Source organism: Mesorhizobium sp. M0830, assembly GCF_040319965.1.
Lineage (GTDB): Bacteria > Pseudomonadota > Alphaproteobacteria > Rhizobiales > Rhizobiaceae > Mesorhizobium.
On the sequence record NZ_JAMYOR010000021.1, the window covers coordinates 1 to 22,985 of the forward strand.

Annotated in this window: 29 protein-coding genes; 25 read left to right on the forward strand and 4 right to left on the reverse strand. The window is 60.3% G+C overall.

The genetic code is table 11. From position 1 onward, the window contains the following. Window positions 1-429: 429 nt before the first annotated feature. Window positions 430-1,284, forward strand: a complete 855-nt coding sequence (locus NKI20_RS14760; protein ID WP_352831515.1) for a DUF4747 family protein — start codon at window positions 430-432, stop codon at window positions 1,282-1,284. Window positions 1,285-1,351: 67 nt separating this feature from the next. Beyond that, entirely contained in the window at window positions 1,352-1,777 is a 426-nt protein-coding gene (locus NKI20_RS14765) for a hypothetical protein (RefSeq protein ID WP_352831517.1), read from the forward strand. A 175-nt stretch (window positions 1,778-1,952) separates the two neighbouring features. Here NKI20_RS14765 and NKI20_RS14770 read toward each other — a convergent pair whose 3' ends face one another. Then, the gene (locus NKI20_RS14770; RefSeq protein WP_352831519.1) at window positions 1,953-2,258 is read right to left on the reverse strand and encodes a nuclear transport factor 2 family protein; all 306 of its coding nucleotides are present in this window, start codon (window positions 2,256-2,258) and stop codon (window positions 1,953-1,955) included. A 187-nt stretch (window positions 2,259-2,445) separates the two neighbouring features. Here NKI20_RS14770 and NKI20_RS14775 point away from each other — a divergent pair, with 187 nt between their 5' ends. Then, on the forward strand, window positions 2,446-3,015 hold the full coding sequence (locus NKI20_RS14775) for a hypothetical protein (protein WP_352831521.1): 570 nt from the start codon (window positions 2,446-2,448) through the stop codon (window positions 3,013-3,015). 461 nt (window positions 3,016-3,476) lie between these two features. Then, window positions 3,477-4,646: an acyltransferase family protein gene (locus NKI20_RS14780; RefSeq protein ID WP_352831523.1), complete on the forward strand. Its 1,170-nt coding sequence runs from the start codon at window positions 3,477-3,479 to the stop codon at window positions 4,644-4,646. A gap of 74 nt (window positions 4,647-4,720) precedes the next feature. Here the strand turns inward: NKI20_RS14780 and NKI20_RS14785 are convergent, their stop codons facing one another. Further along, window positions 4,721-5,836, reverse strand: coding sequence for an acyltransferase family protein (locus NKI20_RS14785; protein ID WP_352831525.1), 1,116 nt, complete (start codon window positions 5,834-5,836; stop codon window positions 4,721-4,723). Window positions 5,837-5,930: 94 nt separating this feature from the next. Here NKI20_RS14785 and NKI20_RS14790 point away from each other — a divergent pair, with 94 nt between their 5' ends. The 7 genes from NKI20_RS14790 (at window position 5,931) to NKI20_RS14820 (ending at window position 10,457) form a co-directional block, all read left to right on the forward strand. Further along, a complete protein-coding gene (locus tag NKI20_RS14790) occupies window positions 5,931-7,715 on the forward strand; it encodes a portal protein (protein WP_352831527.1) in 1,785 nt (594 codons plus the stop codon). Beyond that, complete coding sequence (locus NKI20_RS14795; protein WP_352831529.1) at window positions 7,712-8,032, forward strand: Bbp19 family protein; 321 nt, start codon at window positions 7,712-7,714, stop codon at window positions 8,030-8,032. The genes NKI20_RS14790 and NKI20_RS14795 overlap by 4 nt, the downstream gene beginning before the upstream one ends. A 410-nt stretch (window positions 8,033-8,442) precedes the next feature. Then, entirely contained in the window at window positions 8,443-8,715 is a 273-nt protein-coding gene (locus NKI20_RS14800) for a hypothetical protein (RefSeq protein WP_352831531.1), read from the forward strand. Then, window positions 8,715-9,146, forward strand: a complete 432-nt coding sequence (locus NKI20_RS14805; protein WP_352831533.1) for a hypothetical protein — start codon at window positions 8,715-8,717, stop codon at window positions 9,144-9,146. The genes NKI20_RS14800 and NKI20_RS14805 overlap by 1 nt, the downstream gene beginning before the upstream one ends. Then, window positions 9,146-9,691, forward strand: a complete 546-nt coding sequence (locus NKI20_RS14810) for a hypothetical protein (protein ID WP_352831535.1) — start codon at window positions 9,146-9,148, stop codon at window positions 9,689-9,691. Before NKI20_RS14805 ends, NKI20_RS14810 begins: the two co-directional genes overlap by 1 nt. A 167-nt stretch (window positions 9,692-9,858) precedes the next feature. Next, complete coding sequence (locus NKI20_RS14815; RefSeq protein WP_352831537.1) at window positions 9,859-10,254, forward strand: SMI1/KNR4 family protein; 396 nt, start codon at window positions 9,859-9,861, stop codon at window positions 10,252-10,254. Further along, window positions 10,251-10,457: a hypothetical protein gene (locus NKI20_RS14820; protein WP_352831539.1), complete on the forward strand. Its 207-nt coding sequence runs from the start codon at window positions 10,251-10,253 to the stop codon at window positions 10,455-10,457. Before NKI20_RS14815 ends, NKI20_RS14820 begins: the two co-directional genes overlap by 4 nt. A gap of 125 nt (window positions 10,458-10,582) precedes the next feature. Here the strand turns inward: NKI20_RS14820 and NKI20_RS14825 are convergent, their stop codons facing one another. Then, window positions 10,583-10,897 (reverse strand): YMGG-like glycine zipper-containing protein, encoded by a 315-nt coding sequence (locus NKI20_RS14825; protein WP_352486238.1) that lies wholly within the window; start codon window positions 10,895-10,897, stop codon window positions 10,583-10,585. A 257-nt stretch (window positions 10,898-11,154) separates the two neighbouring features. Between NKI20_RS14825 and NKI20_RS14830 the strand changes: the two genes are divergently transcribed. Continuing rightward, window positions 11,155-11,727: a hypothetical protein gene (locus NKI20_RS14830; protein WP_352831541.1), complete on the forward strand. Its 573-nt coding sequence runs from the start codon at window positions 11,155-11,157 to the stop codon at window positions 11,725-11,727. Between the two features lie 3 nt (window positions 11,728-11,730). Here NKI20_RS14830 and NKI20_RS14835 read toward each other — a convergent pair whose 3' ends face one another. Next, entirely contained in the window at window positions 11,731-11,970 is a 240-nt protein-coding gene (locus NKI20_RS14835) for a hypothetical protein (protein WP_352831543.1), read from the reverse strand. An 87-nt stretch (window positions 11,971-12,057) separates the two neighbouring features. On the opposite strand from NKI20_RS14835, the gene NKI20_RS14840 reads away from it, so the two are divergent. The 13 genes from NKI20_RS14840 (at window position 12,058) to NKI20_RS14900 (ending at window position 22,935) form a co-directional block, all read left to right on the forward strand. Further along, window positions 12,058-12,990, forward strand: coding sequence for a hypothetical protein (locus NKI20_RS14840; protein ID WP_352831545.1), 933 nt, complete (start codon window positions 12,058-12,060; stop codon window positions 12,988-12,990). Between the two features lie 185 nt (window positions 12,991-13,175). Next, window positions 13,176-14,165 carry a Coat protein gene (locus NKI20_RS14845; RefSeq protein WP_352831547.1) on the forward strand — a complete coding sequence of 330 codons (990 nt, stop codon included), beginning with the start codon at window positions 13,176-13,178 and terminating at the stop codon, window positions 14,163-14,165. Between the two features lie 128 nt (window positions 14,166-14,293). Continuing rightward, entirely contained in the window at window positions 14,294-14,593 is a 300-nt protein-coding gene (locus NKI20_RS14850) for a hypothetical protein (protein WP_352831549.1), read from the forward strand. Window positions 14,594-14,911: 318 nt separating this feature from the next. After that, window positions 14,912-15,508 (forward strand): phage connector family protein, encoded by a 597-nt coding sequence (locus tag NKI20_RS14855; RefSeq protein ID WP_352831550.1) that lies wholly within the window; start codon window positions 14,912-14,914, stop codon window positions 15,506-15,508. After that, the gene (locus NKI20_RS14860) at window positions 15,508-17,976 is read left to right on the forward strand and encodes a phage tail protein (protein WP_352831552.1); all 2,469 of its coding nucleotides are present in this window, start codon (window positions 15,508-15,510) and stop codon (window positions 17,974-17,976) included. The genes NKI20_RS14855 and NKI20_RS14860 overlap by 1 nt, the downstream gene beginning before the upstream one ends. A gap of 244 nt (window positions 17,977-18,220) precedes the next feature. Further along, window positions 18,221-18,892, forward strand: a complete 672-nt coding sequence (locus tag NKI20_RS14865; RefSeq protein WP_352831554.1) for a hypothetical protein — start codon at window positions 18,221-18,223, stop codon at window positions 18,890-18,892. Between the two features lie 3 nt (window positions 18,893-18,895). Continuing rightward, window positions 18,896-19,426: a hypothetical protein gene (locus NKI20_RS14870; protein ID WP_352831556.1), complete on the forward strand. Its 531-nt coding sequence runs from the start codon at window positions 18,896-18,898 to the stop codon at window positions 19,424-19,426. Further along, the gene (locus NKI20_RS14875) at window positions 19,427-20,296 is read left to right on the forward strand and encodes a hypothetical protein (RefSeq protein WP_352831558.1); all 870 of its coding nucleotides are present in this window, start codon (window positions 19,427-19,429) and stop codon (window positions 20,294-20,296) included. Between the two features lie 116 nt (window positions 20,297-20,412). Beyond that, complete coding sequence (locus NKI20_RS14880) at window positions 20,413-21,168, forward strand: hypothetical protein (protein WP_352831560.1); 756 nt, start codon at window positions 20,413-20,415, stop codon at window positions 21,166-21,168. Window positions 21,169-21,180: 12 nt separating this feature from the next. Then, complete coding sequence (locus NKI20_RS14885; RefSeq protein ID WP_352831562.1) at window positions 21,181-21,450, forward strand: hypothetical protein; 270 nt, start codon at window positions 21,181-21,183, stop codon at window positions 21,448-21,450. Beyond that, a complete protein-coding gene (locus tag NKI20_RS14890) occupies window positions 21,450-21,881 on the forward strand; it encodes a hypothetical protein (protein WP_352831564.1) in 432 nt (143 codons plus the stop codon). The genes NKI20_RS14885 and NKI20_RS14890 overlap by 1 nt, the downstream gene beginning before the upstream one ends. Further along, complete coding sequence (locus tag NKI20_RS14895; RefSeq protein WP_352831566.1) at window positions 21,881-22,414, forward strand: hypothetical protein; 534 nt, start codon at window positions 21,881-21,883, stop codon at window positions 22,412-22,414. Before NKI20_RS14890 ends, NKI20_RS14895 begins: the two co-directional genes overlap by 1 nt. Before the next feature lie 206 nt (window positions 22,415-22,620). Next, the gene (locus tag NKI20_RS14900; RefSeq protein WP_352831568.1) at window positions 22,621-22,935 is read left to right on the forward strand and encodes a hypothetical protein; all 315 of its coding nucleotides are present in this window, start codon (window positions 22,621-22,623) and stop codon (window positions 22,933-22,935) included. The last annotated feature ends 50 nt before the right edge of the window (window positions 22,936-22,985 follow it).

Genomic DNA, 22,985 nt, shown 5'->3' on the forward strand with positions numbered 1-22,985 from the left:
CTCTGCTTTGTCCACATCTAAAGCTTGAATCATAACCCAGCCTCAGACGAAACCCCCCGGCAAGCCGATTTTCAAAACAGTCTCTGAGAGCAAATCCCTAATTGTACCGGCGGGTCCTGCGAGGTCGGCCAGCCATACGGATTCAAGCAACCGCACGGCGTTCCAATTTCCCAGCTGATCATAGAGAGGCTGATAGCTCCGTATCTTCCTCAAATCATACGAGATCATATAACTTGGCATTTTTCTTTTGCACTCCGGCCGCGATTAACAAGAGGTAACTGCATTGTGACTTGATACCCTTGGTAGTCATCTCCGTCCATATGGTTTGTTTGAGTGCCTCCTCAGCCGAGGATTAGCTAATGCGAAATAGCAAGAGTCGCGGCTTTCTAAGAATCGTGCTTTATGGCGCAGGTCTTGGGAGCAGTGAATATGGCGGAAGAAAAAACAATTGAATATTGCATGCTCAACGTTGCGGCGAGTCCGCATCCTGACGGTGCTTACCTAGGCCTTTTGGAAACTGCTGCGCTCAAACCAGTCAACTACTGGGGCGACCACTTCGCCACGATATCAAGGCCAGAGAAAGTCAAAGACGGCTTCTTACGAGGCCGAGTCGTCGCGTGGACGGAGATCGACAAAAACGAACCTGCCGTCCTGACGGATCGACTGCAGGAAATAAATTTCAACGACTTGAAGATCGATATTCCCGATAATGTTGGATTTAATGGGAGGGTTTTCCTATATGTGTTCAGGGAGTCCGATCACACGCTGTTTGTCGAAGTAGCAAACGATCTCGGCAAACGGTTGTCTCCGCAGCGAGCGCGTAAAATCTTTGGGATGCTTTTCGATGCGATAATACAAGGTGTGGACGCTCCCTTGGTTGAGGTGACGATCATTCCGGAAGAAGATGCGCTACGGCGCATTCTATCGATACCCACGCTTAAGCGCCTACGTATCCACCTGGTGAGGCCGAACGCGGATGACCTTGATGTCAAACGCATCATGGAACGACTGGAGGCCCAAAGGGCAAAGAGCGAAGACATCATACTTGTCGCTTTGCCCAGTCACGGTATCGAACTAAATGAAGAAAATAAAACAATTGCCGAAGTCGCGGAACACAATGGCTTTGTCGAAGGCTCGGGACAAGAAGATGATGGCGCCGGCGTCAAGTATAGTACGCGGGAGTACCCGCGCATCATCAAGCGGATCGTCGGCCAAATCGGCTCCTCCTTCGCGGAGGCAATGGCAGTTGCCTCTGAGACTCTTCTTAGAGCACCCCGCGACTAAGGTTTTCCGGCTCTACTGGAATCTATATGGCGGACTTCCGGCGCTGCTTAGGTCGCCTTATCTTTACGTGGCTGCGATTCTTACGTATTTCGGCAGTTCGCTCTGGCTTCCCGCAACGGGCGTTGAGAAAGCTTGGCCACAGGTGGCGATCGACATTATCCCGAGCATGCTGGGATTTTCGATGGGCGGTATGGCTATCGTTTTAGCGTTTTCATCCGCTCAGAGTTTCAAAGTCCTAAGCGAGAACGGTGCGGCCGACTCCGCCTTTCTGAAGATGATAGGAAATTTCTTTCACTTCATCCTTGTTCAAACTGTCGCAATTTTCACCGCAGTCTTTGGAAAGGGATACCATAACGAGGTTTTGGCAGCCTTCGGATTCTTCTCGTTTGGGTATGCCATCCTCGTGGCAGTTGCTACAGCTGGGCAGCTATTGAACACCGCCCAAGTGGTAAATTTGGCCGAATCAATTCCAGAGGAAAAGCCGGATAAGTGAGATTGCCGCATGCGATTTTCACCCAGCCCAAGCCTTTGGCTGAAGCGCATGGAAACAAATCGGCCGGGCACGCAGCAGACGTCTGATAGGTCCGACTCGCCGTCGCTTACTCAATCACAGAACATCATCGTAGGTTTCGCCGCAATCTCGCGAATCGGCGATCTTGAGCCAGCTCCTACTCCACGATCTTCCAGTAAGAATCCTTGCGGATCACCTTGCCGTCGCGAAACGTATAGAAGTCGCAGCCCCGGACTTCCTTTTTCACGCCCTCGCGGGTGGTGCCGGTGAGGGTCCATTTCGACATGCCGGTGTCGGCGGCCTCGTCTGCAAAGTGCTCAGCCTTGCCGTAGTGGACATCGGGCAGGCCTTCGAAGCGTGTCGCCAGCGCGTCTCTTACGTTGCGTCTGCCCTCGAAGCGAGCGCCCCAGGGCTCGGCTCCCCTCGGCATCTCCAGGACGCAGTCGTCGGCAAAGGACGCCATGATGCGATCGAGATCGTGCGCGTTGAAGGCTTCGCATCCGTCAGTGTCGCTCGAATGTCCATTGGCCCGTCTCCTGGATAACCGACAGCGTCCCGAAGTAGGTCACTGGCGACGGGGACGGTCAAGCGCGCAAGTCGCCGAGACTCCGCCCGAAAGCGGATTCGCACCTCTATCGCATTGGTTGCCCATGACCCTCCGCATCATCCCCGCCACGCTGCGCGACCTGTCCTACATCGCCGCCAATCTGCGCCCCGAAGATCGGGCCGAGATCGACTGCCAGCTTGACCGCTGGTCGCCGGCGCTGCTGGCGCTGACGGCGTTGCAGGGGTTTGCCTATGTCGCCGAGCTCGACGGCAATCCGGAGGCCGGGTTTGGCGCTGCCGAACAGCGTGGCGGGCTGTGGATCGCCTGGAGCTGGGGCACGCGCCGCATGAAGCGCTGCGTGCCCGGGATGACGGAATTCTTTCACGCCGTGCTGGGGCCGCAGGTGGCGGCGCGGGGCGCCTGGCGGGTCGAGGCGCGGGCTCTGGCCGCCAATGATCTCGCGCTGCGCTGGCTTGGCCGGCTCGGTGCTACGCAACGTTGCCTGCTGCCGGGCTACGGCAAAAACGGCGAAGATTTTTTCCTCTACGATTGGACAAGAGAAGGCTGGAACCATGTGTCTGTTTCAAAAACCACCGGAACTGAAGCCGCTGCCGCCGGTGCCGACGGTCGAGGACAAGGACGTGCAGGCGCGCGAGGCGGCTCTGCGGGCTGAACTCGAACAGCGCCAGGGAACGCTGAGCACCATCAAGACCGACCTCGCACCCGGCAGCCTCACCGGCCAGCGCCGCGTGCTTTTGGGGCTTTGACCATGACCGCGATGAAGCGCAGTTTCAGGAAGCGCGTGTGGGATTGGTGGGTGTGGAGACGGCATGCGCGGGCGGCGAAGCGGCGAGGATAATCTCCCCCCTTGAGGGGGAGATGGCCGCAGAGCGGCCAGAGGGGGTCGGTGCGACTGGGCGCGACTTCTATCTTGAAAAAGAGAATGCTGGCGCTCCACGCGAGGCGACCCCCTCTGGCCTGCCGGCCATCTCCCCCTCGAGGGGGGAGATCGGCTGCTTCAGCGTCCTGCCGGCTTTCCGTAACAGCAGAGAGCAATTCGTCATCTTGCGGCGGGTTGACAATCCGGCCTCAGCCGCCATGCTGCACTGCAACATTTCTATCTCGGAGTCCGCAATGACAGATATCAGGTCATCGCGCATCGAATGCCTGGACGGGCTTCGCGCGCTCGCGGCGATCTGGGTGCTTGTCGGGCATTGCCTGCTCCTGACCGGCTGGCGTGTTCCCATCGTCGGCGAGCCGGATCTCGGCGTCGATCTCTTCATCATGCTGTCCGGCTTCCTGATGGTGTTTCATTATCAGCTGCGCCAGGACAAGGAGCCCTGGCAAAGACCGGAAACATGGCTGAAATTCTGGACGCGCCGCTACTTCAGGATCGCGCCACTGTTCTACGTCATGCTTTTGCTGGCACTCGTGCTTGGCCCCTATCTCTACGACTGCAGGATGATCATCGACGATTTCCTGTCGAGATCGCACCAGGCGCCCGAGCGCTATCTCGACGGCGGGTGGAAGAACATCGTCGCGCATCTGACGTTCCTGTTCGGCTTGGTGCCAGATTTCGCCTACCGCACGCCGCTCCCCGACTGGAGCCTGGGGCTGGAGATGCAGTTTTACGCAGCCTTCCCGGCCATCATGCTGTTGGTGCGCAGGTTCGACTGGATAAGAAGCGCCGGGCTGGTCGCCGCGGTTGGCTGCATCATCGTGTTTGCGCTGGGCCGATTGTCGATCCATTTTCCGATGCCGTCGTTCCTGGCCCTGAAGATGCAGATATTCCTGTGCGGCATGCTGCTTGCGGGCGTCGTGCATCAAAGCCAGCCACGGCCGTATCTGGCCTTGGCGCTGCTGCTGGCGGCGCTGCCGTTTGGCGGCGACTACGGACTGGAAAAGCTGCTGGTGCGTGAAGTGCTGGTGGCGGGGTTCTTTGCCCTGGTTCTCTACCGCATGCTGCCGGGGGCGGCGGGAACGCTGGCGAGGGCGATAGCCATGACGCTCAGCAACCGGTTCTTTCATCTCATGGGCGAGCTTTCCTTCAGCATCTACCTGATCCACCTGCTGGTGTTGCAGCCTGTCGCGGCATTCGTCATCAGCCAATACGGCCACGGGCTGGCGGCGCCGCTGCGTTTCGCGATCGTCGTTGCCGTCGTCCTGCCGACGGTGACCCTTTTGTCCTGGATCACCTACAATCTGATCGAGGTTCCCGGCCAGAAGGCGGGCCGCTTCGTCGTCCGGCGCTTTGGCCGCAAGGGCGGCGCGCCGGCGCTGGAGAGCGTCAAGCGCAGCGCGTGATCCTGCTGCCGATCGCAATCGCTTCGGCCAATGGGTACGCTGCCATGACACGACCGGCGGCGAACCAAATCCAGCTAGAACTGTGTCACGCCCTCTCGTGCGCGCCAAAGTGAGAGCCACTGCCGCAGCAGTGTCCGGATGTTCTTGTCGTAGACATAATGCGCGAATGCCGAGATCGCGATGATGACGACGGATGTTCCCAGAATGAACGGCAAGCCGTGCTCGTTCCACGAGGCCCCGGTCACAGATTCGACCACGGCGTTCGAAAGGCGGATGAGCGGAGTGTGAAGAACATAGAGGGCATAAGAGATATTGCCGGAGAAGAGCGCAATCCAGCGCCAAAACCCGGATAGCCGCAAACGGGAGGCGACGAGAACGAGCCAGGGCCAGACCAGGGCTATGATCGCCAGACTGTATAGTTGCACATGTTCGACGGGTCTGAAGATCATGAGCACGCCGCATAGCGTCAGGAGAAACGGCATATAGAGATTGCCATCCCGACTCTTCCCGGTCGCATATCGGTTGAGAAAGACCCCGAGAAAGAACGAGAACGCGATCCGGGCGGGAGCCGCGATCGTGTCGTCCCAATGGGCGCCGCCCCCAAGGACGAAACCCTGCCAAGCCAGAAGCACCAGGGCCAGGAAGGCAGCACCGACAATGAGCGCAAGTGACCGAGCAGCCAGCCTTACGGCCAGCGCGGCAAAAACGGCGTTGGCGACGAGTTCATAAAATAGCGACCACGCCGGGCCATTCAGCGGGAAAAGCACGTCGGGAAATGTCGAGAGCGACGGCGGCGTGGGTAAGAAAAGAACGGAAAACCCAAGACTTGCGAGCAAGTCCAGCCGCGAATACGAACTGAGCCCATGCGTTGCGACGATTGCACCCACGCCGATCACGGCCAGGCCGACCGCGGCAAAATATAGCGGGTAGAGCCTGAGAAGACGGATCTCCGCGAACTCCCAAAATGACATGCCTTTTCGGAACTTGTCGTCGTAGGCGTGGGCGATCACGAAGCCGCTCAACAGGAAAAACAGGTCGACGGCGAGGAACCCGGACGGCGCCAGATCATATCGCCGGCCCGTGAATTCGGTGAAGTGGCCTAGCATCACCAAAACAGCAGCGATACCCCGGAGGCCATGCAGAGCGTCGAAGTGGGCCGTTTCCGCCCTTGGTTCTGGCTTTTTGGTCATCCCGTATCCGTTACTTCCTCCATCTACGCACGGATTGCTGCAACGCACAAGAATGTTTTGCAACGCACACTCAACCCACATCCAGGAGCCCCACATGGCCATTGCAGAAGGCTCGGTCAGCCGCGCCCGCGATATTCTTTCCCGCCAGTCCGAGCTCGAGAGCGAGCGCAGCCAGTATGAGGCCGTGTGGGAGCAGGTGGCGGAGTTCTGCGACCCCGATGCGCCCGATATCTGGAGCGGCCGCCGCACAGGTAGTGCGAATTCGCAGGCCGAGCGGCAGGAGCGGCGTGGTGCGCGCGTCTACGCCAACACCATCAACTCGGCCGCCAACCGGCTGGCCGCCGGCCTGGAAAGCCTGATCATTCCGCAGTCGGAAAAATGGCACGGGCTGTCGACCGCCGCCATGAATGACGAGGAGACCGACGAGGAGAAAGAATGGGCGGAAGGTTTGCGCGATTTCCTGTTTGCGCTGCGCTACTCCGCCAATTCGAATTTCGTGCCGGCGACGCAGGCCTGCCTGCGCAACGTCGTGCGCTACGGTCCGGCCTATCTTTATGCCGAGGAGGGGTTCGGCGCGACGCTGATCCGTTACGCCTCGATCCCGGTGGTCGAGGGGTATCTCAGCCGCAACCGCTGGGGCCAGGTCGACATTTTCCACCGCCGCTACGAGCGCACGGCGCGGCAGGCGGCACAGCTGCTCGGTTATGAAAGACTACCGGCGCGGATAAAAGTGCTGGTCGACGATCCGGCCAAATGCGAGACGAAGATCTCGCTGATCCAGTGCATCCAGCCGCGCGACGAGCGCAAGATGTATCGGCTGGGCGGCCAGTACCAGTATCTCGACACGGCCTTCGCCTCCTACCACGTCATCGAGGACGAGGAGGAAATCGTCCGGGAAAGCGGCTTTCGCACCTTTCCGGTGTCGACCTTCAACTGGCGCCGCTACGAGGGCGACCCCTATGGCATCTCGCCGACCATCGAGGCGCTGACGACGGTGCGCGAGGAAAACGCCGTGCGCCGCTCCGGCCTGCGCGCGCTGCAGCAGATCACCGATCCGGCCACCGCCTCGAAGGCCCGGCTCGACTATGTGCCGGTGCTCAATCCGGGCGAGAATTATCCGGGCCTGATCGACGACAATGGCAGGCCGCTCATCGCGCCGATCTCGACCGGGCAGAACCCGACCTATGCCTTCAACTACGCGCAGAGCCGCGCCGACGAGATCCGCGACATGATGTTCGTCAACCTGTTCCAGACGCTGGTGCAGAACCCGCAGATGACGGCAACCGAAGCGCTGATCAGGCAGGAAGAGAAGGGCGCGTTGCTCGGGCCGTCCGGCTCGATCATCCAGGCCGGCTTCGCCAGCAATCTCGACCGCGAGCTCGGCATTCTGGAAGACAAGGGGCTGTATGACGAGGACAGCAGCTTCCTGCCGCCGGACAGTCTTGCCGGCAAGGCGTTGCGGCCGACCTTCACCGGCCCGCTCGACGTGCTGCGCCGCTCGGCCGAGGCGCGCGACACCATCCAGGTGGTGACGACGGCCATGCAGATGGCGCAGTTCGATCCGGGCGTGATGGACAACATCGACAGCGACGAGGCGATCAAGATCGTGCAAAGCGCCGGCCGCAGCCCGCAACGGATATTTCGCCGCAAGGAGGAGGTCGACGGCCTTCGCGATGCCCGCGCCAAGGCAAGCCAGGCGCAGGCCGGCATGGCGGCGATCGCCACCGCCGGCAAGGCAGCCAAGGACGCGGTGCCGGCTGCCGTGCAGGCACGCGACAGCGGCTTGCTCGACGGGTTGCAAGACATGCTGGGCGGCGCCCAAGATGCGCAAAGCGGTCAAAACGGGCAGCCCGTTAGCCGGGCGGGTAACGGCGCATGAGCCGGAAACGCTTCGCTCACTCCGGACAGGCCGGCAGTCCTGCCAGGGCGCGGGACGCGCTGGCCAAGGCGTATCTCCGTGTGTTCTCCGGCGAGGATGGCGAGATGGTGCTCGCCGACCTCGCGGCGACGACCGGCTATTACCGGCGGCCTTCCTATGGCGAGTGGATGGCGCGCACCAGGACGCCGAACGGGTTCGAGCTGCACAGCGCACTCAGCAATGCGCGGGCCGAAGTGGTGCAGCACATCATGGGGTTTCTGACGCTGGACGAGACGCAGCTTGTGGCGCTGGAGAAGGCGGCAAGGGCGGAGGGGTAGCTGTTCTCCAACGCTGGTGCCCTCTCCCCGTCCTACGGGGAGAGGATGCCGGTAGGCAGGTGAGGGGCGGCACCGGCATCTCAGAAGGTCGCGCTGCCCCTCATGCGAGCGACACGGAAACAGGTACACTAGATGCATCAACAGATGCGTCGGAACCGAATTCGGGGAGCGGGCAACGTTCTGAGGCGTTGGGGAACCAGCAGACCCAGACCGCGTCCGCAATTTATGAACAAAATGAGAACATCTATCCTTCCGTCGAGGTAGCTGGTATATCAAAGTCGGTCGCGAGGAATTTGTGTATCGACTTTTGCACTAACGCCACATTGCCCACCGGCACGTACGACGGAGCACCATTTCACTATTGTATGGCCAGGTGTATGGAAAATTATGGGCATTGAAGGATGAATTAAATGGTAGACAATCTCCGCAGAGATGATGCAGAGGCTATTGTGCAATTAATTCTTAGCACCTCTAAGTCTCTAAATGAATTCTTGCTTGATAGAAGAGATTCAAGGAGCAAAGAAGAATTCGATTTCCTTAAAAAAATCGTTGGAAGGTTGATGGGATTTCAATATTTCGAAGTGGTTGAAGTCGTTGGCAGTAAGTATAAAGACATCGTAGAAAATTTGCATGGATCGTACCACTCTAATTTAAATTTCAAGTTTCCTGAGATCAATAAGTGATGAAAATATATTACTACCTAGAGTCGGGGGTGTCTGGTGGTTTTGGCGAAAATATAATTTTGGACGCGAGTGTTCATCCTCCTCTCGTAGCCCGTTTGCATTATGAGTTTGATGGGTGGTTGGGTGATAGGATGGTGACGTCGTTCCCGTGCTACCTTGTCACCGAAGATGTGAAGGAGAAAATTCTCAAGAGTGAATTTTCAGGCGTAACCTTTGACAAGGTCGAGGTGACCACTTCTGAATTGTTCGAGGAAATGCAACCGGACCAGAAGCTTCCGCCCTTCGTATGGCTGAAAGTGAACGGGGATGCCGGTCGCGATGATTTCGGAATAGCGAAAGATCTCCGCCTCGTCGTTTCCGAGCGCGTTCTCGATGCCCTCAAGCCATTGGGGATTTCCAATGCCTTGGTTGAGCCTTTTGAAGCGTCTTGATGGCCTCAGTCCTGGCGGCTCTTTGGGGGGCGGTGTTGAAGCGATGGATTGCTGCCCTGAGGGCGAAACTCCCCGAAGCGACACGTGAGGCGGCACGGGGGCATCCGGCCAACGGGTCGACCGGATACTTTAAAATAAGACCTGATGTGGCTGGTGGGCTTGGCAGAAACACCGTTTTGGACCCCAGCGTCCATCCTCCGATTGTGACCAAGCTCCACTACGTGGTAGAGGGCTGGACCGGTGATGTGCTCGTTACGACGTTCCCGTGTTACCTCGTCACCGAAGAAGCCCAGCGCGCATTGCAGCAGATAGGCTTTTCAGGTGCGACGTTCGCTGGAGCCGAAGTGACGACATCCGAAGAGTTTCATGAATATCAACCTGGGCAGGAACTTCCACCTTTTGTCTGGTTGAAAGTGAATGGGAAGGCTGGCCGCGACGACTTCGGGATCGCAGCAGACTATCGCCTCGTCATTTCGAAACGCATTCTTGATTTGCTGGAATCACTGGGAATACCGTTTGCCGTGGTCGAGCCCTACGAACAGTAACGGATTACGCCTGTGTTGTCGTGGCGATGCAACGCTGACGACCTCTCCAGTGAAATTTGGCGGTAGTCCGATCGACACCTCCAACAAGATCGTTCTGCCTCGCGAAGTTCATCGGCAGCAGGTTACACCCTGGTGGAACAAATTGCTGAAAGACATGGAGAATAGCAGTGGGATATAGTTTAACTGAGGGACAGTTCGAGGCACCAGCTGAATCCGCGGTCGTCGATGGCCTGTCCGCAGGCTTGGGAGTCACGCTACCCAAGGATTACACTGACTTCCTCAAGGAGCATAATGGGGGTGAAGGCTTCATTGGCGACAGCTACATAATTTTTTTCAAAGCCGAAGAATTGGCTAACTTCAATCGAGAATATCAGGTTGAAAAATATGCGCCAGGCATCCTCTTGTTCGCATCGAACGGAGGGGGGGAAGCCTATGGCTTCGACACCGACGACGTGGAAATGCCAATCGTGCGCATCCCATTTATAGTTATGGAGTGGCAATCCGCCGAGACGATAGCGCGAGACCTCGCCGGTCTATTTGCTCGGCTGGAGGACTGGAAATGAGCGCCCAAAATACAAATTCGCGCTCCAAGGGCATGGAACTGTTCGAGGTCAAACCGATTGCGGTTGGCGGCGATCCAGTCAGTTTGGAAAACAAGATCTGGTTGACCAGACAAGAGCATTTTGAAGCGGTGCGCTTCTGGAATCGAACTATCGAAATTCAGCGTAAGGCGGCACTGGAAAAGGCTGCACGGGCGGAGGGGTAGGCGGTAGCGGTGAAGCTACCTTGCCTGTTGGCCGAGCGACGGCGCCAGCATGTCGATACTTCGCGCTGCCCCTCAACCCCCTGCCGGGACCTTCTCCCCGGTGAACGGGGAGAAGGGGCTAACGATCAATAATCGCCGTTGTAGTACCGGTCGTCGCAGGGCGCGGTGTAGATGCGGCCGTAGCGGTCCTGGTAGCGGCAGAGCTGCTCGCCGCGGCGCTGCGGGGTGGTGGCTGAGCCTACGACGGCGCCGAGCAGGGCGCCACTGGCCGCGCCGATGACCGTGCTCTTGGTGTTGCCGCCGATGGCCTGGCCGACGAGGGCGCCGCCGGCGCCGCCGATCAGCGCGCCGGTTCCGGCGCGCTGCTGGCCTTCGGTCTGCGCGCAGCCTGCCAGTGCCGCAGTCATCAGCACGGCGGCGATGGCTTTGTGAAAGTTCATGTGAGGTCTCCCTTGAATGCCTGAAATCCCTATCGCTCGTCCCGTGCGGCCGCATTGCGGCGGAACGGGGGCACGGGGCCTCACGATATAAGACATGGTTTCTCGGGTGTTGATAGACCGACGGCCGAAAACACGTCTTTCGAACAAGGCGCTAGCGGCGATCCTTGTCAAAGCGATTCAACCCTTTGATTGTTCGACCCGGTGCCGGAGTTCGCTCGGTCGGTTTCCAGAATTTCACTCACCAATGGAGAAATGCCATGACCCGAGGTCTTCCCCGGACGCTTGCCCGTGCCGCCGCCCGCGAGGCCGGCCTTGCCCCGCCCAGGCCCGGCCTGAAAGCCGTGACCACAGGGCAGGGCGGATCGTACCGCACTGTCTTCACCTTCGCCGGCATGCAGGTGCCGGTCGCCGATGCGCTGGCTTATGCCGGCCAGAAGATCTTCGATTTCACCGACGGCAAGGTGCGCATCAAGGGAGGCACGGCGCGGCTGCAGTTCGCAGTGCTCGGCATCCGTCCGTCAACGATCAACGACAATGCAGCGCTGACCTGGTCGCTCGGTTCGGCGGCGGCATCGAGCGCGACGCTGGCAGGAACCATGGTCAATGTGTTGGCCTCGACGGCCCGCACGCTCGACGGCGCCGGCGCCGCACTCTCCACCGCCTCGAGCGCCGACATCGCCGCCTCTGTGACGCTGGATGGGACAGTGACGCCGATCGATCTCCATCTCAACCTCGCGTTTGCCACCGGTACCGACATCGATGCCGACGGGACGATTGCCGTGACCGGCACGATCACGCTGCTTTGGGAGAACTGGGGAGATAACGTTTAATCGCTAGCGAGAAGGCGGCCGGTTCTCACCGTTTGCTTCTAACCATGCCTCCCACTCTGCTTGCGTTAGGCTTTCGCTTCCATGGGTACGGTGCCACTCAACCCACTCGGCATGCGTCGGAAGTTCGTCGAAAGCGGGTTGATAGCCTTGCTGCTCGTATTCAGCGTTTGGCAGCAGCATGGAGTTCTTCTCGTAGAGCACCATCACGACGCTGTCGCTGTGGCGGTACAGGCCTTTGGCCATAATGTCCTCGGCGTTTAACGAGAAAAATCCATGCCTGCACAGCATGGCACAAGTAACTTTCTGCAACAAATCAAAGGAATCTCACACATGACAGATCTGGCAGACGCCGGGTCCGTGGCGGCGCTTGCGCTGCCGGCGGGCAACCCGGCATGGCCTCCGGCCAGCCCGGTACGGCCACCGGCAGGCGCAGACAACAGGTCCGCCGCGCCTGGCGCCAAAAGTTGGTTTGACGGTCTTTCCGAAGGCAACCGCAAGCTCGCTGAAACCAAGGGTTGGACCAAGCCTGAAAGCCTCGACCGGGTTTTCACTTCCTATGCGGAGCTGGAGCGGCAGCAGGGTGAGAGCCTGCGCGTTCCCGCGCCGGACGCGCCTCGGGAAGACTGGGACCGGTTTCATGCCCGGCTGCCCGAGGCCATGCGTCCGGTCACCTCATCCGAGAAGGTCGAATACATCAGGCCGGAAGGATTGCCTGACAATTTCGCCTATTCGGACGAGCTCGCCAACGCATCCAAGGCCTGGGCGGTCGAGGCCGGTGCTTCGCCGAAGACCGCGCAGGCCTATCACGACAGGTTCGTCGGCTACATGGCCGAGCAGGCCGCGCGCCAGGAAACCGCGCTCGCCCGCTCGGTCGAAGCCACCCATGACGACCTTGTCAGGGACTGGGGACCGATCGACAGCGACGGCTTTCGCCAGAAGTTGGAGGTTGCCAACCGGGCGATGAAGAAGCTCGGCCTGGTCGATGCCTACAAGGCGAAGGGCATCCTTCTGCCTGACGGGGCGCTGACCGATCCGCAGATCGCCAAGGCGTTCCAGGCGATCGGCGAGGCGATGTTCCGCGAAGACACGATCGACGGCGGTGCTGGTCGGAGCGGAGCCAATCCGTTCAAGCGCAACGCCGCCGGCGAACGCAACCTGACTGACATTTCAGCCCTCGTCAAAAGCGACCCGGCCCGCGCCCGGCGGCTGGCTCGCGAGGCCGGGGAGAACCCCGATCTCTGGATGTCCAACAACCCGCGCTGACGATCGATCAGCCGCATTCGAAACGCCCCCTCATCCGGCCGCTTCGCGTCCACCTTCTCCCCGTCGGGGAGAAGAGGTGCGTCGACGTCGCAAGTCTCCTCTCCCCTCGGGGAGAGGTCAGCCGAGCGAAGCGGAGGCTGGGTGAGGGGGCGCCGCCACCAAACCAAACCTGAAGGAAGAGAAAAATGGCAGATGCCTACACCCGTATCGCGGATGCGATCGTTCCGTCCGTCTATGCGCAATATGCTTTCGAGGAGCATGTCCAGTCGCTTGAGATCTACCAGGCCGGGATCCTGTTTTCCGACCCGGCCATTTCCTCGAAACTGTCGATGGGCGGCCGCTCGGTCGACATGCCCGGCTGGAAGGATCTCGGCAACGACCCGTCCGAGCCGGTCAATGACGATCCGGCCGATTCCATCGAGATGAAGAAGATCGGCTCGCGCCGCGAGGTTGCCGCCCGCAATGTCCGAGCCCAGGCTTGGGGCGTTCCGGACCTGACCTCGATCCTGGCGGGCGATGATCCGCAGAAGCTGATCGTCAAGCGGCAGACCGAATACTGGCAGCGCGCCAACAAGCTGACCTTGCTCGGCATCCTGAAGGGCGTCGTCGCCGACAACGTCGCCAATGACGGCGGCGACCTGGTGCGCACCACCGGCGCTTCCATCGTCGACACCGACATCATCGAGGCCGCCTATCTGATGGGCGACCGCGCGGACAAGTTCAAGACGATCTGGATGCACTCCAGGCAGATGAAAGCACTGAAGCTCGCCGACCTCATCGACTATGTGCCGTCGTCCGAGCAAGGCGGGCCGCTGATCCCATATTACATGGGGCTGCGGGCCGTTGTCGATGACGACATTCCGCAGGCTGGGGGCGTCTACACCGCCTTCATGTTCAAGGACAAGGCGATCCTGTGGAACGAGCTGCCGGTCAACACCGAAGGCGGCCCGCTGGAATTCGACCGCAAGCCGCGCCAGGGCCATGGCGGCGGCGTCACGGAAATGGTCGGCCGCCGGCACTTCGTCCCACACGTGCCCGGCACCCGCTTCCTCGACGCCGCTTCGGCCGGCGAATTCGCCACCGACGCGGAACTGGCGCTGGCGGCGAACTGGGACCGCACCGCGTCGAGCGTCAAGAACATGACGTTCATAGCGCTGAAGACCACCGAGGCTTGATCAGGCCGAGGCGAGGGGCGGGAGCGAAAGCTCCCGCTGCTCGCAGAAATAGTCGAATTGTAATGGGTGACGTAACTGTTTCCTTGCTGTCGGGTGATACAGAGCCTGAAAGTCTCGGATCGCTTGCCATGAATACTTTCAACACCTGGTTGTTTCCCCTTATAATGGGCGTCTGTTCACTGTCGTTGCCCTTCCATTGGTATGGTGGCAACCTGTTGGATACGGATATAAAGGCTGGTCGCGTCAAGCCTTCCTCGCTCAATGCCATTTCCATTTTCGCGAAATATGACGCCTTGAAACGGCGAGCGGATCAGGGCGATCGTTTTGCCTGGTGGTCGCTGCTCTTGGCTGGCGTTGGGCTGGTATTGGGCATGCTCATGGTGCTGGCAATGTTTTCCAGCCCCATCTGGCGCAGGTGGCTGCTCTGACAGGCTCGATTTAGCTGCAGGCTGGTTTTTAAGTCGCGATCCGTCGCGCCCCCCTCTGGCCTGCCGGCCATCTCCCCCACACGGAGGGAGATCGGCTGTCATTGTGGCCCTTGCCAATCTTCGATGTCGCAGGAAGAGCGCCAGTGCCTGAACTGCCGATCTCCCCACCCGTGGGGAGATGTCCGGCAGGACAGAGGGGGGCGTCGTAGAGCGCGATGTCTGAATATCGCCATTCAATTCCCCCAGCCGCTTGGCAGCGGCTTTTTTCATGTCCGGAGAAAAATCATGACCCGACCTGCATGGACGAGGCGCTGACCCATGGCCATCACCCCGCTCGATATCGCCAATATGGCGCTGGCCGTGCTCGACGAGGCGCCGATCGACAGTCTCGATCAGGACGTCAAGGCGGCGCGGCTCTTGAACCTGCATCTCGATCTCACCCGGGAAGCGGAACTGACCAAATGTGCCTGGGTGTTCGCCATCCTGCGCGCCACTGTGGCGGGTGCGGATACCGGCGGCGATTGCGGCTTGAACTTCGCCTATGAACTGCCGGCCGATTGCCTGCGGCCGCTGCCGCTGACCCACAACGGCGAATCGGACGGGGTGCCGATCTCGTGGCGCCAGGAGGCGGGGTTGATCTATTCCGATCAGTCCGGGCCACTGACCATCCGCTACATAGCCAACCTCACCGACCCCAACGACTGGGACGCGCTGTTCACCGAGGTGCTGGTGTCGGCCCTTGCCGTCAAGGTCGCGCATCCGCTGACCCACAAGTCGGGCATGATAGACATTGCCCGCTCGGCCTATGACCGGGCGCTGGAGGCGGCGCTGACCGCCAACGCCATCCAGCGCGGCGGCCGGCTCTACTCCGCATCGTGGTCCAGCCAGCGCGGCGACACCAGGGTTGTGCGCTGATGACGACGCTGTACCCGATCCAGGACGTCTTCACCCGCGGCGAAATCAGTCCGCGCCTACATGCACGCGCTTCGCTCGACTTCTACCGGGCGGCGCTGTCGAAATGCGAGAACTTCGTCACCCTGCCGCATGGCGGCATCCGCAAGCGCGGCGGCACTTATTTCGCCGGCGAGGTGAAGATCTCGGCGAAGAGGACGCGGCTGATCCCGTTCATCTTCTCGGCTGATCAGGCCTACGCGCTCGAATTCGGCGACCGCTACATCCGCGTCTACGCCTATGGTGCGCGCGTCGGCACGGTAGAGGTCGCCTCGCCCTATCTCGAGGCGGAGCTGTTCGAACTGGCCTATGTCCAGTCTGCCGACCAGATGTGGATCACGCATCGGAACTACCAGCCCAAGGTGTTGACGCGAACCGCGCACACCACGTGGACGCTCGAAGATTTCGAATTTCTCGACGGTCCCTACGATACGCTCAATGACACAGCAACGACGCTGACGCCATCCGACACCGGGCATCTCACGCCACAGATGACCAGCAATTCCGCTCCATCTGGCACCGCATCCACGGGCAGCGGTGGCGCGTCGGCCTGGCAGATGTTCGACCGCGACAAGACGCAGAATATCGAGGTCGCAAGCGGTGGCGACGGCTACATCCGATATCGCAATGCCGACAGTATGCGGCGCGTGGTCGATGCTTACTGGATCACCACGTCGAAGACGGCGACCGGCAATTATGACTTCTTCACCGCATGGGAATTGCAAGGCTCAAACGACGGTACCAACTGGGTGACGCTGGACACGCGCACTGGGGAACTCGGCTGGGGAAACGGCGAAACCCGATTCTATGATTTCACCAACAAATCAGCGTTCGAATACCATCAGCTGGCGTTCAGTGGTGGCGGTGGCGACGATGCCAATGCGAGCGTCTCCGCTGAATTGGCTATGCATATCGCCGCTTTCGATCAGACGCCGTTCGACCTCACCGCCTCGTCAATCGTCGGCATAAACGACGACAACGGCTTTCAACCCTCGGATGTTGGTCGCACCATTCGCCTTCTCGGTGCCGATGGCATCTGGCGCTGGGGCAAGATCACCAGCCGCACGAGCACGACTGTCGTCAAGATCAGACTGTATGGTCACGCCTTGCCGAACGCGAACCCGATCACGCGCTGGCGGCTCGGCACTTTCGTGCCCGGCAAGCATGTCGAGAGCGGCTCGCTCTACGAGGAGCGGCTGGCCTTCAGCCGGAAATTCTCCGTCTATGCCTCGGCCACCGGCGATTTCGACAATTTCGCTCTCGGCGAGAAGGACGACGACGCGCTCGAGTTCATCCAGGCCGGCGGCGGCCAGGCCAACGACATCGTCTGGATCGCCGACAGTGACGGCGCGCTTTTGATCGGCACATCCGGCGGCATCCGCGCGCTTTCGGGCTCGGGCATCGACGAGGCGCTGACGCCGTCCTCGTTCAAGAACCGGCGCTCGCGCACCTTTGGCTGCGCCCGCATCCGCCCGGTCGATGCCGGCCAATCGTTCCTCTATGTCACCCGCTCGCGCAAATCGATCGCCGAGCTGACGCAGACGGCGCAGAGCCGCTTTGCTTCGGACGACGTCGGCCAGATCTCCGAGCATATTCCCAAACAAGGCGTGGTCGAGCTCGCCTTCCAGACCGACCCCGACCCCTTGCTGTGGTTCCCGCTCGAGAATGGCGAACTCGGCGGCTATACCCATCAGCCATCCCAGGAGGTCAGAGGCATGCACCGGCATCGCCTTGGCGGCGCCTTCAACGGTTCCGATTGGGCGGTCGTCGAAAGCGCCACTGTCACCCCCGGCCAGGACGGCAACGACGATCTATGGCTGATCGTCAAGCGCACCATCGGCGGCGTGACGAAGCGCTACATCGAAATCAAGACCGCACCGTTCGAATATCGCGCCATCGCAGACGCCTTCGAGGTCGACTGCGGCCTGACCTACACGGGGCTCTCTGTCACCACGGTGGGCGGTGCCGTGCATCTCGCCGGCAGGTCCGTCGATGTGCTGGCCGACGGCAAGGTCTATCGCGGGCTGACTGTTAGCGGCGGTGGCACGGTGATGCTGCCTGATGGCTCGGCCGCCGCCAAGTGGCAGCTCGGCCTGCCCTATGCGGCGGGCGCCGACACGCTGGAACTCGATGTCGGCGGTCGCGACGGCTCCATCATGGGCCGCCGCAAGAAGGTGGCCAAGGTGATCCTGTCGCTGCTGGAAACCGACACCACGGGGCTCCAGGTGCAATCCTTCATGCGCGGCCGCTGGGAGCCGGTGCGCATGCCCTCGATCGCCGCACCCGATGGGCGGGCAACGCTGTTCACCGGCAATGTCGAGGTGCCGATCGACGACAGTTGGGAAGGGCAGGGCCGGGTGAGAATCCGCCACGTCAACCCGACGCCTTGCACCATACGCGCGCTCACGCCGGTGTTTGACGCCGAGCCCTAGAGGCGGCTGATCTCCCCCCTCGAGGGGGAGATGTCGCCGAAGGCGACAGAGGGGGTCGGTACGACGGGACGCGACCTTCTGCATTGAAAAGAGGACGCCAGCGCTTCACGCGAAGCGTCAACCTTCATCTGCCGCAAGAGGTCGCATCAGGTCGAACCGACCCCCTCTGGCCTGCCGGCCATCTCCCCCTCAAGGGGGGAGACACCCCTCCGCCGACTCCATCCACCCACGAAGGACCCCATCCGTGATCACATCCCTCCATGCCGAGCAACTCGGCAGGGCGCGGACGGCTGCCGAATTCGCTGCCGTCATCGCCTTGCTCGACACCGACCTCAACGAGGCGCTCGCCCGCAGACGCGAACTGGCTGAGGCCGAGGACCGCGCGGTCTTCGGCGATGGCGACCTGGCCGCCGCGCGCGCAGCCCTCGACGACTGCAACGACGCCATCGCGCTACTGGAAAAGACCATCGACGCCGCCGACAAGCGCCGCGCCGATGCCGCCGCCAGCGAAGCCCGCGCCGATATTGCCGCCCTTGGCGACGAGATCAAGGGCAGGGCGGCAACGCTGGGCGAGCGCTGGCGCGACGTCCACCGGCTGGTCGAGCAGTTGCGCCAGCAATTGTTCGAGGCCGATGCGCTGGCCCGCACTATTGCTACCGCCAATGGCTTGTTCGACGCCGCCGGCGTTGCCGAGTTGAAGGTGAACCTCACCACCACGCGCCGCGCCGCCATGGCCGGGCCGCGGGCCGCCCCACCCGCCCGTCTCAGCCGGCCGGCGCTGCAGGCCGACAGGCTTTTGCTGTCCTTCCTCAGCCCCGGCGGCGCCCTCGACCCGCGCCCGCCGCTCGGCGCGCCGGTGGACGGCGTCAAAAGCAAATTCATTCCAGCAAAGACCTCCTTTGGCGAACGAGGCTGAACCATGTGCACACTTGCCCTTCTCGGCACGGCTCTTTCTGCCGGCGGTGCGCTGGTCGAAGGCCAGCAGTCGAAGCGGATGGCCGACTATCAGGCCAGGGCCTATGAGCAGCAGGCGCAGGCCGACGCGCAAAGTGCCGCCTTCGACCAGAGCCAGGAGCGCCATAAGCAGGATCTCTTGCAAGGCCAGGCGCGCGCCCAGGCCGGCGCGTCCGGCGTCGGCATGGCAGGCTCGCCGACCGAGGTGCTGGCCGCCAATGCCAGGCAGGGCCAGCTTGATCTCGACGCGATCCAGTACGGGTCGAAACTGCGCCAGAACAATCTCAATACGCAAGCCGCCATCTCGAGCTTCTCCGGCAAGCAGGCGGTGACGGCCTCGATCTTCAACGCCGGCAACGCTCTCGTTGGCGGGCTCTCCAAAATCCAGGATCCGACGAAGGCACCGGCCTCAAACACGGCAACCAGCGCCGTGCCGACGCGCTCCGTGATCTTCGGCAGTTCGCCTCTCAGGGCTGCGTGGGCGGGGAGAAGCTGAATGGCGACCATCCCTCTCCACTTAGCCCAGCGCCGGCTCGATACCGGCAATGCGCTGCAATACCCGCAGGGTTCGCCGATCGGTGGCGCCATGCAAGGGCTGGGCGACGAGTTCTCGGCCATCGCCGCACGCTACCAGCAGATGAAGCACCAGCAGGAGGCATTCGACGCGGAGCTGGCGCGCCGCCGGTTCAAGGGCCGGATCGCGCAGGCGGAAGACGAGGTGACGGCGGATGCGCCGGCCGACGGCGCCGGCTTGCATGACGCGATGTACGGCCAGGTCGATCCGCGCACCGGGCGGGTGGTCAAACCAGGCCTGTTCGACACGCTGTTCGACGCGGCCTTGCCTGGTATGCCCGAGAGCCAGCGCGCTGGTTTCGCCGGGCAGAAGGAGGCGATGCGGGCGGTTGGCGCGCGGCGCATGGCGCAGCGGCAGCTCGAGCGGCGGCAGGATTACGAGCAGGCCGAGGTCGACACGGCGCTCAAGACCAGCGCCATCGCCATCGGCAACGCCAATCCCGACGATACTATCACCTTCGAAGCAGCACGCCAGGAAGGGCTCGACCTGATCGACAAGATGGGGCTCGACCCGGGTATCAGACAGCAGAAGGTCAAGGACTGGTTCGGCACTGCGGCCAAGACGCGCCTCGAGGCGTTGATCGCCAAGGATCCGAAGCGGGCGCTTGAGATGTTTGGTGTCGGGACGCCGGCCTCCGGCCGCGATGCCCCCGGCGACCGCCTCGGCAAGAAAACACCTGATGAAACTGTGGCACAGGCGTTTGCGGGCCGTGCTCCGGCGCCCGATCCGATCACGACCAAGCCGGCAGTCGACCATCTCGCCGACCTGTCTCCAGATGACTTCAGCGACTGATCGACCACGCGCACGCCGCGACCACCGCCCAACTGATCGAGGCGCGCACCAACATCGCCCTCGCTTCGCAGAACGCCCCGGACGCAATCGCCAATACGGGCAGCTATTCCGGCAAGATGCCCAGCCCCGCCGACTTCGCCGCCATCTATGGCACCGAGGAGGGCGGCAAGCAGTACCAGAACTTCAACTTGAAGATTGATGTCGGTCGTCAGGCCTTTGGCATGCGGACCATTCCCAACCAGGCGATCCACGCAGCGCTGCGCGATTCGGAGCCTGGCCCGGCCAGCTCCAACGAAGAACAGACACGGTATCAGGTTACGGTCGCCGCTGCGCTCAAGACTCTGGGCATGAGGCGGGCCGACCCTGCTGGCTACGTTCGCGAGGTCTTCCCCAATGTCGATGCCGCGTGGAGGGCGGCGACGAATCCGGACGGCAACGGTCCGGCCGCCTATCAAGTCGCAATTGCCCGTTCTATTGCTGCTCAAGAACAGTTGGATTTTGAGAACATCCAACCCTTGGCAAATTCATTCTCGGCCGATCCGACTAACACACTAGATATCCGTGAACTGCTGCACCATGCGAGCGACACGGAAGCAGGTACACTAGATGCATCAACAGATGCGTCGGAACCGAATTCGGGGAGCGGGCAACGTTCTGAGGCGTTGGGGAACCAGCAGACCCAGACCGCGTCCGCAATTTATGAACAAAATGAGAACATCTATCCTTCCGTCGAGGTAGCTGGTATATCAAAGTCGGTCGCGAGGAATTTGTGTATCGACTTTTGCACAAACGCCACATTGCCCACCGGCACGTACGACGGAGCACCATTTCACTATTGTATGGCCAGGTGTATGGAAAATTATGGGCATTGAAGGATGAATTAAATGGCAGACAATCTCCGTAGAGATGATGCAGAGGCTATTGTGCAATTAATTCTTGGAACCTCTAAGTCTCTAAATGAATTCTTGCTTGATAGAAGAGATTCAAGGAGCAAAGAAGAATTCGATTTCCTAAAAAAAATAGTTGGAAGGTTGATGGGATTTCAATATTTCGAAGTGGTTGAAGTCGTTGGTAGCAAGTATAAAGACATCGTAGAAAATTTGCATGGATCGACCCCTAATTTAAATTTCAAGTTTCCTGAGATCAATAAGTGATGAAAATATATTACTGCCTTGAGCCGGAGGTGTCTGGTGGTTTTGGCGAAAATATAATTTTGGACGCGAGTGTTCATCCTCCTCTCGTAGCCCGTTTGCATTATGAGTTTGATGGGTGGTTGGGTGGTAGGATGGTGACGTCGTTCCCGTGCTACCTTGTCACCGAAGATGTGAAAGAGAAAATTCTCAAGAGTGAGTTTTCAGGCGTAACCTTTGACAAGGTCGAGGTGACCACTTCTGAATTGTTCGAGGAAATGCAACCGGACCAGAAGCTTCCGCCCTTCGTATGGCTGAAAGTGAACGGTGATGCCGGTCGCGATGATTTCGGAATAGCGAAAGATCTCCACCTCGTCGTTTCCGAGCGCGTTCTCGATGCGCTCAAGCCATTGGGGATTTCCAATGCCTTGGTTGAGCCTTTTGAAGCGTCTTGATGGCCTCAGTCCTGGCGGCTCTTTGGGGGGCGGTGTTGAAGCGATGGATTGCTGGCCTGAGGGCGAAGCTCACCGAAGCGACACGGGAGCACCTAATCGACGGGTCGGCAGGATATTTTTACATATGGCCGAACGTCGCTGGTGGGCTTGGTGAAAACACCGTTCTTGAACGGAGCGTCCATCCGCCAATCGTGACCAAGCTTCACTATGTGGTAGAGGGTTGGTTTGGTGATGTGATCGTCACGACGTTCCCCTGTTTCCTCGTCACTGAGGAAGCCCAGCGCGCACTGCAGAAGATGGGCTTTTCGGGTGCAACGTTTGCCCATGCTGAAGTCACAACCTCCGAAGAGTTTCACGAGGATCAACCTGGGCAGGAACTTCCACCGTTTGTCTGGCTTAAAGTGAATGGCAAGGCCGGTCGCGACGACTTCGGAATCGCAGCAAACTATCGCCTCGTCATCTCGAAACGTATTCTTGATTTGCTGGAATCATTGGGAATTCCGTTTGCCGTGGTCGAGCCTTACGAACAGTAACGGGATCGCGTTTTTGAATTGCGATGGCGGTTCATTTTTTCGGTTGCGCCCGTGTGACTGCAGTGAACATTCGGACTGAGAACCGGAAAATAGTGCACTGTCACCGTTACCAAGGCCTAGGTTGCGTCGCTGAAAGAAAAGCCCAGCCTTTCCGCGATCTGCGAAAGGCTCATTTATTACGCCACCTATGATGCGTGAGAGGTAATATGCCGACTGACCCACGTTATGATGGACAACCGCTGCTTAGGCTGCTGGAGCTTTATGTGCTCTGGGCCATCCGAGAGCTCTCTCAAGAGTCGGAGGATGGCTTGAAAAAGATGGGCCCCAAACTGCAGTCTATCTATGGCGGCGACGGACAATGGCATGATGCCATTGCCCAGGCCATGCACATGCCCGAGGGAATGCCGGCAGCAATCCGGGATATGTGGGCAAGGAATCTCGAAATCGCCCGCGTCAATGACGTAACCCTCCCACCCCAGAAATTTGCCGAGATGTTCGTGGACGAAAATTTCGCGGGTTGAACGCGGTTCTCTGATTGGAATCGCTGTGATGGCTGGCGTTCTACGGCGCT

Coding starts and splice junctions, on each gene's coding strand:
- NKI20_RS14780 (WP_352831523.1), top strand. CDS start 3,477: ATGACAGATATCAGGTCATCGCGCATCGAATGCCTGGACGGGCTTCGC.
- NKI20_RS14850 (WP_352831549.1), top strand. CDS start 14,294: ATGAATACTTTCAACACCTGGTTGTTTCCCCTTATAATGGGCGTCTGT.
- NKI20_RS14785 (WP_352831525.1), bottom strand. CDS start 5,836: ATGACCAAAAAGCCAGAACCAAGGGCGGAAACGGCCCACTTCGACGCT.
- NKI20_RS14760 (WP_352831515.1), top strand. CDS start 430: ATGGCGGAAGAAAAAACAATTGAATATTGCATGCTCAACGTTGCGGCG.
- NKI20_RS14845 (WP_352831547.1), top strand. CDS start 13,176: ATGGCAGATGCCTACACCCGTATCGCGGATGCGATCGTTCCGTCCGTC.
- NKI20_RS14900 (WP_352831568.1), top strand. CDS start 22,621: ATGCCGACTGACCCACGTTATGATGGACAACCGCTGCTTAGGCTGCTG.
- NKI20_RS14775 (WP_352831521.1), top strand. CDS start 2,446: ATGACCCTCCGCATCATCCCCGCCACGCTGCGCGACCTGTCCTACATC.
- NKI20_RS14890 (WP_352831564.1), top strand. CDS start 21,450: ATGAAAATATATTACTGCCTTGAGCCGGAGGTGTCTGGTGGTTTTGGC.
- NKI20_RS14870 (WP_352831556.1), top strand. CDS start 18,896: ATGTGCACACTTGCCCTTCTCGGCACGGCTCTTTCTGCCGGCGGTGCG.
- NKI20_RS14770 (WP_352831519.1), bottom strand. CDS start 2,258: ATGGCGTCCTTTGCCGACGACTGCGTCCTGGAGATGCCGAGGGGAGCC.
- NKI20_RS14840 (WP_352831545.1), top strand. CDS start 12,058: ATGACAGATCTGGCAGACGCCGGGTCCGTGGCGGCGCTTGCGCTGCCG.
- NKI20_RS14810 (WP_352831535.1), top strand. CDS start 9,146: ATGGCCTCAGTCCTGGCGGCTCTTTGGGGGGCGGTGTTGAAGCGATGG.
- NKI20_RS14830 (WP_352831541.1), top strand. CDS start 11,155: ATGACCCGAGGTCTTCCCCGGACGCTTGCCCGTGCCGCCGCCCGCGAG.
- NKI20_RS14835 (WP_352831543.1), bottom strand. CDS start 11,970: ATGGCCAAAGGCCTGTACCGCCACAGCGACAGCGTCGTGATGGTGCTC.
- NKI20_RS14825 (WP_352486238.1), bottom strand. CDS start 10,897: ATGAACTTTCACAAAGCCATCGCCGCCGTGCTGATGACTGCGGCACTG.
- NKI20_RS14800 (WP_352831531.1), top strand. CDS start 8,443: ATGGTAGACAATCTCCGCAGAGATGATGCAGAGGCTATTGTGCAATTA.
- NKI20_RS14875 (WP_352831558.1), top strand. CDS start 19,427: ATGGCGACCATCCCTCTCCACTTAGCCCAGCGCCGGCTCGATACCGGC.
- NKI20_RS14855 (WP_352831550.1), top strand. CDS start 14,912: ATGGCCATCACCCCGCTCGATATCGCCAATATGGCGCTGGCCGTGCTC.
- NKI20_RS14790 (WP_352831527.1), top strand. CDS start 5,931: ATGGCCATTGCAGAAGGCTCGGTCAGCCGCGCCCGCGATATTCTTTCC.
- NKI20_RS14820 (WP_352831539.1), top strand. CDS start 10,251: ATGAGCGCCCAAAATACAAATTCGCGCTCCAAGGGCATGGAACTGTTC.
- NKI20_RS14805 (WP_352831533.1), top strand. CDS start 8,715: ATGAAAATATATTACTACCTAGAGTCGGGGGTGTCTGGTGGTTTTGGC.
- NKI20_RS14795 (WP_352831529.1), top strand. CDS start 7,712: ATGAGCCGGAAACGCTTCGCTCACTCCGGACAGGCCGGCAGTCCTGCC.
- NKI20_RS14895 (WP_352831566.1), top strand. CDS start 21,881: ATGGCCTCAGTCCTGGCGGCTCTTTGGGGGGCGGTGTTGAAGCGATGG.
- NKI20_RS14880 (WP_352831560.1), top strand. CDS start 20,413: ATGCCCAGCCCCGCCGACTTCGCCGCCATCTATGGCACCGAGGAGGGC.
- NKI20_RS14885 (WP_352831562.1), top strand. CDS start 21,181: ATGGCAGACAATCTCCGTAGAGATGATGCAGAGGCTATTGTGCAATTA.
- NKI20_RS14860 (WP_352831552.1), top strand. CDS start 15,508: ATGACGACGCTGTACCCGATCCAGGACGTCTTCACCCGCGGCGAAATC.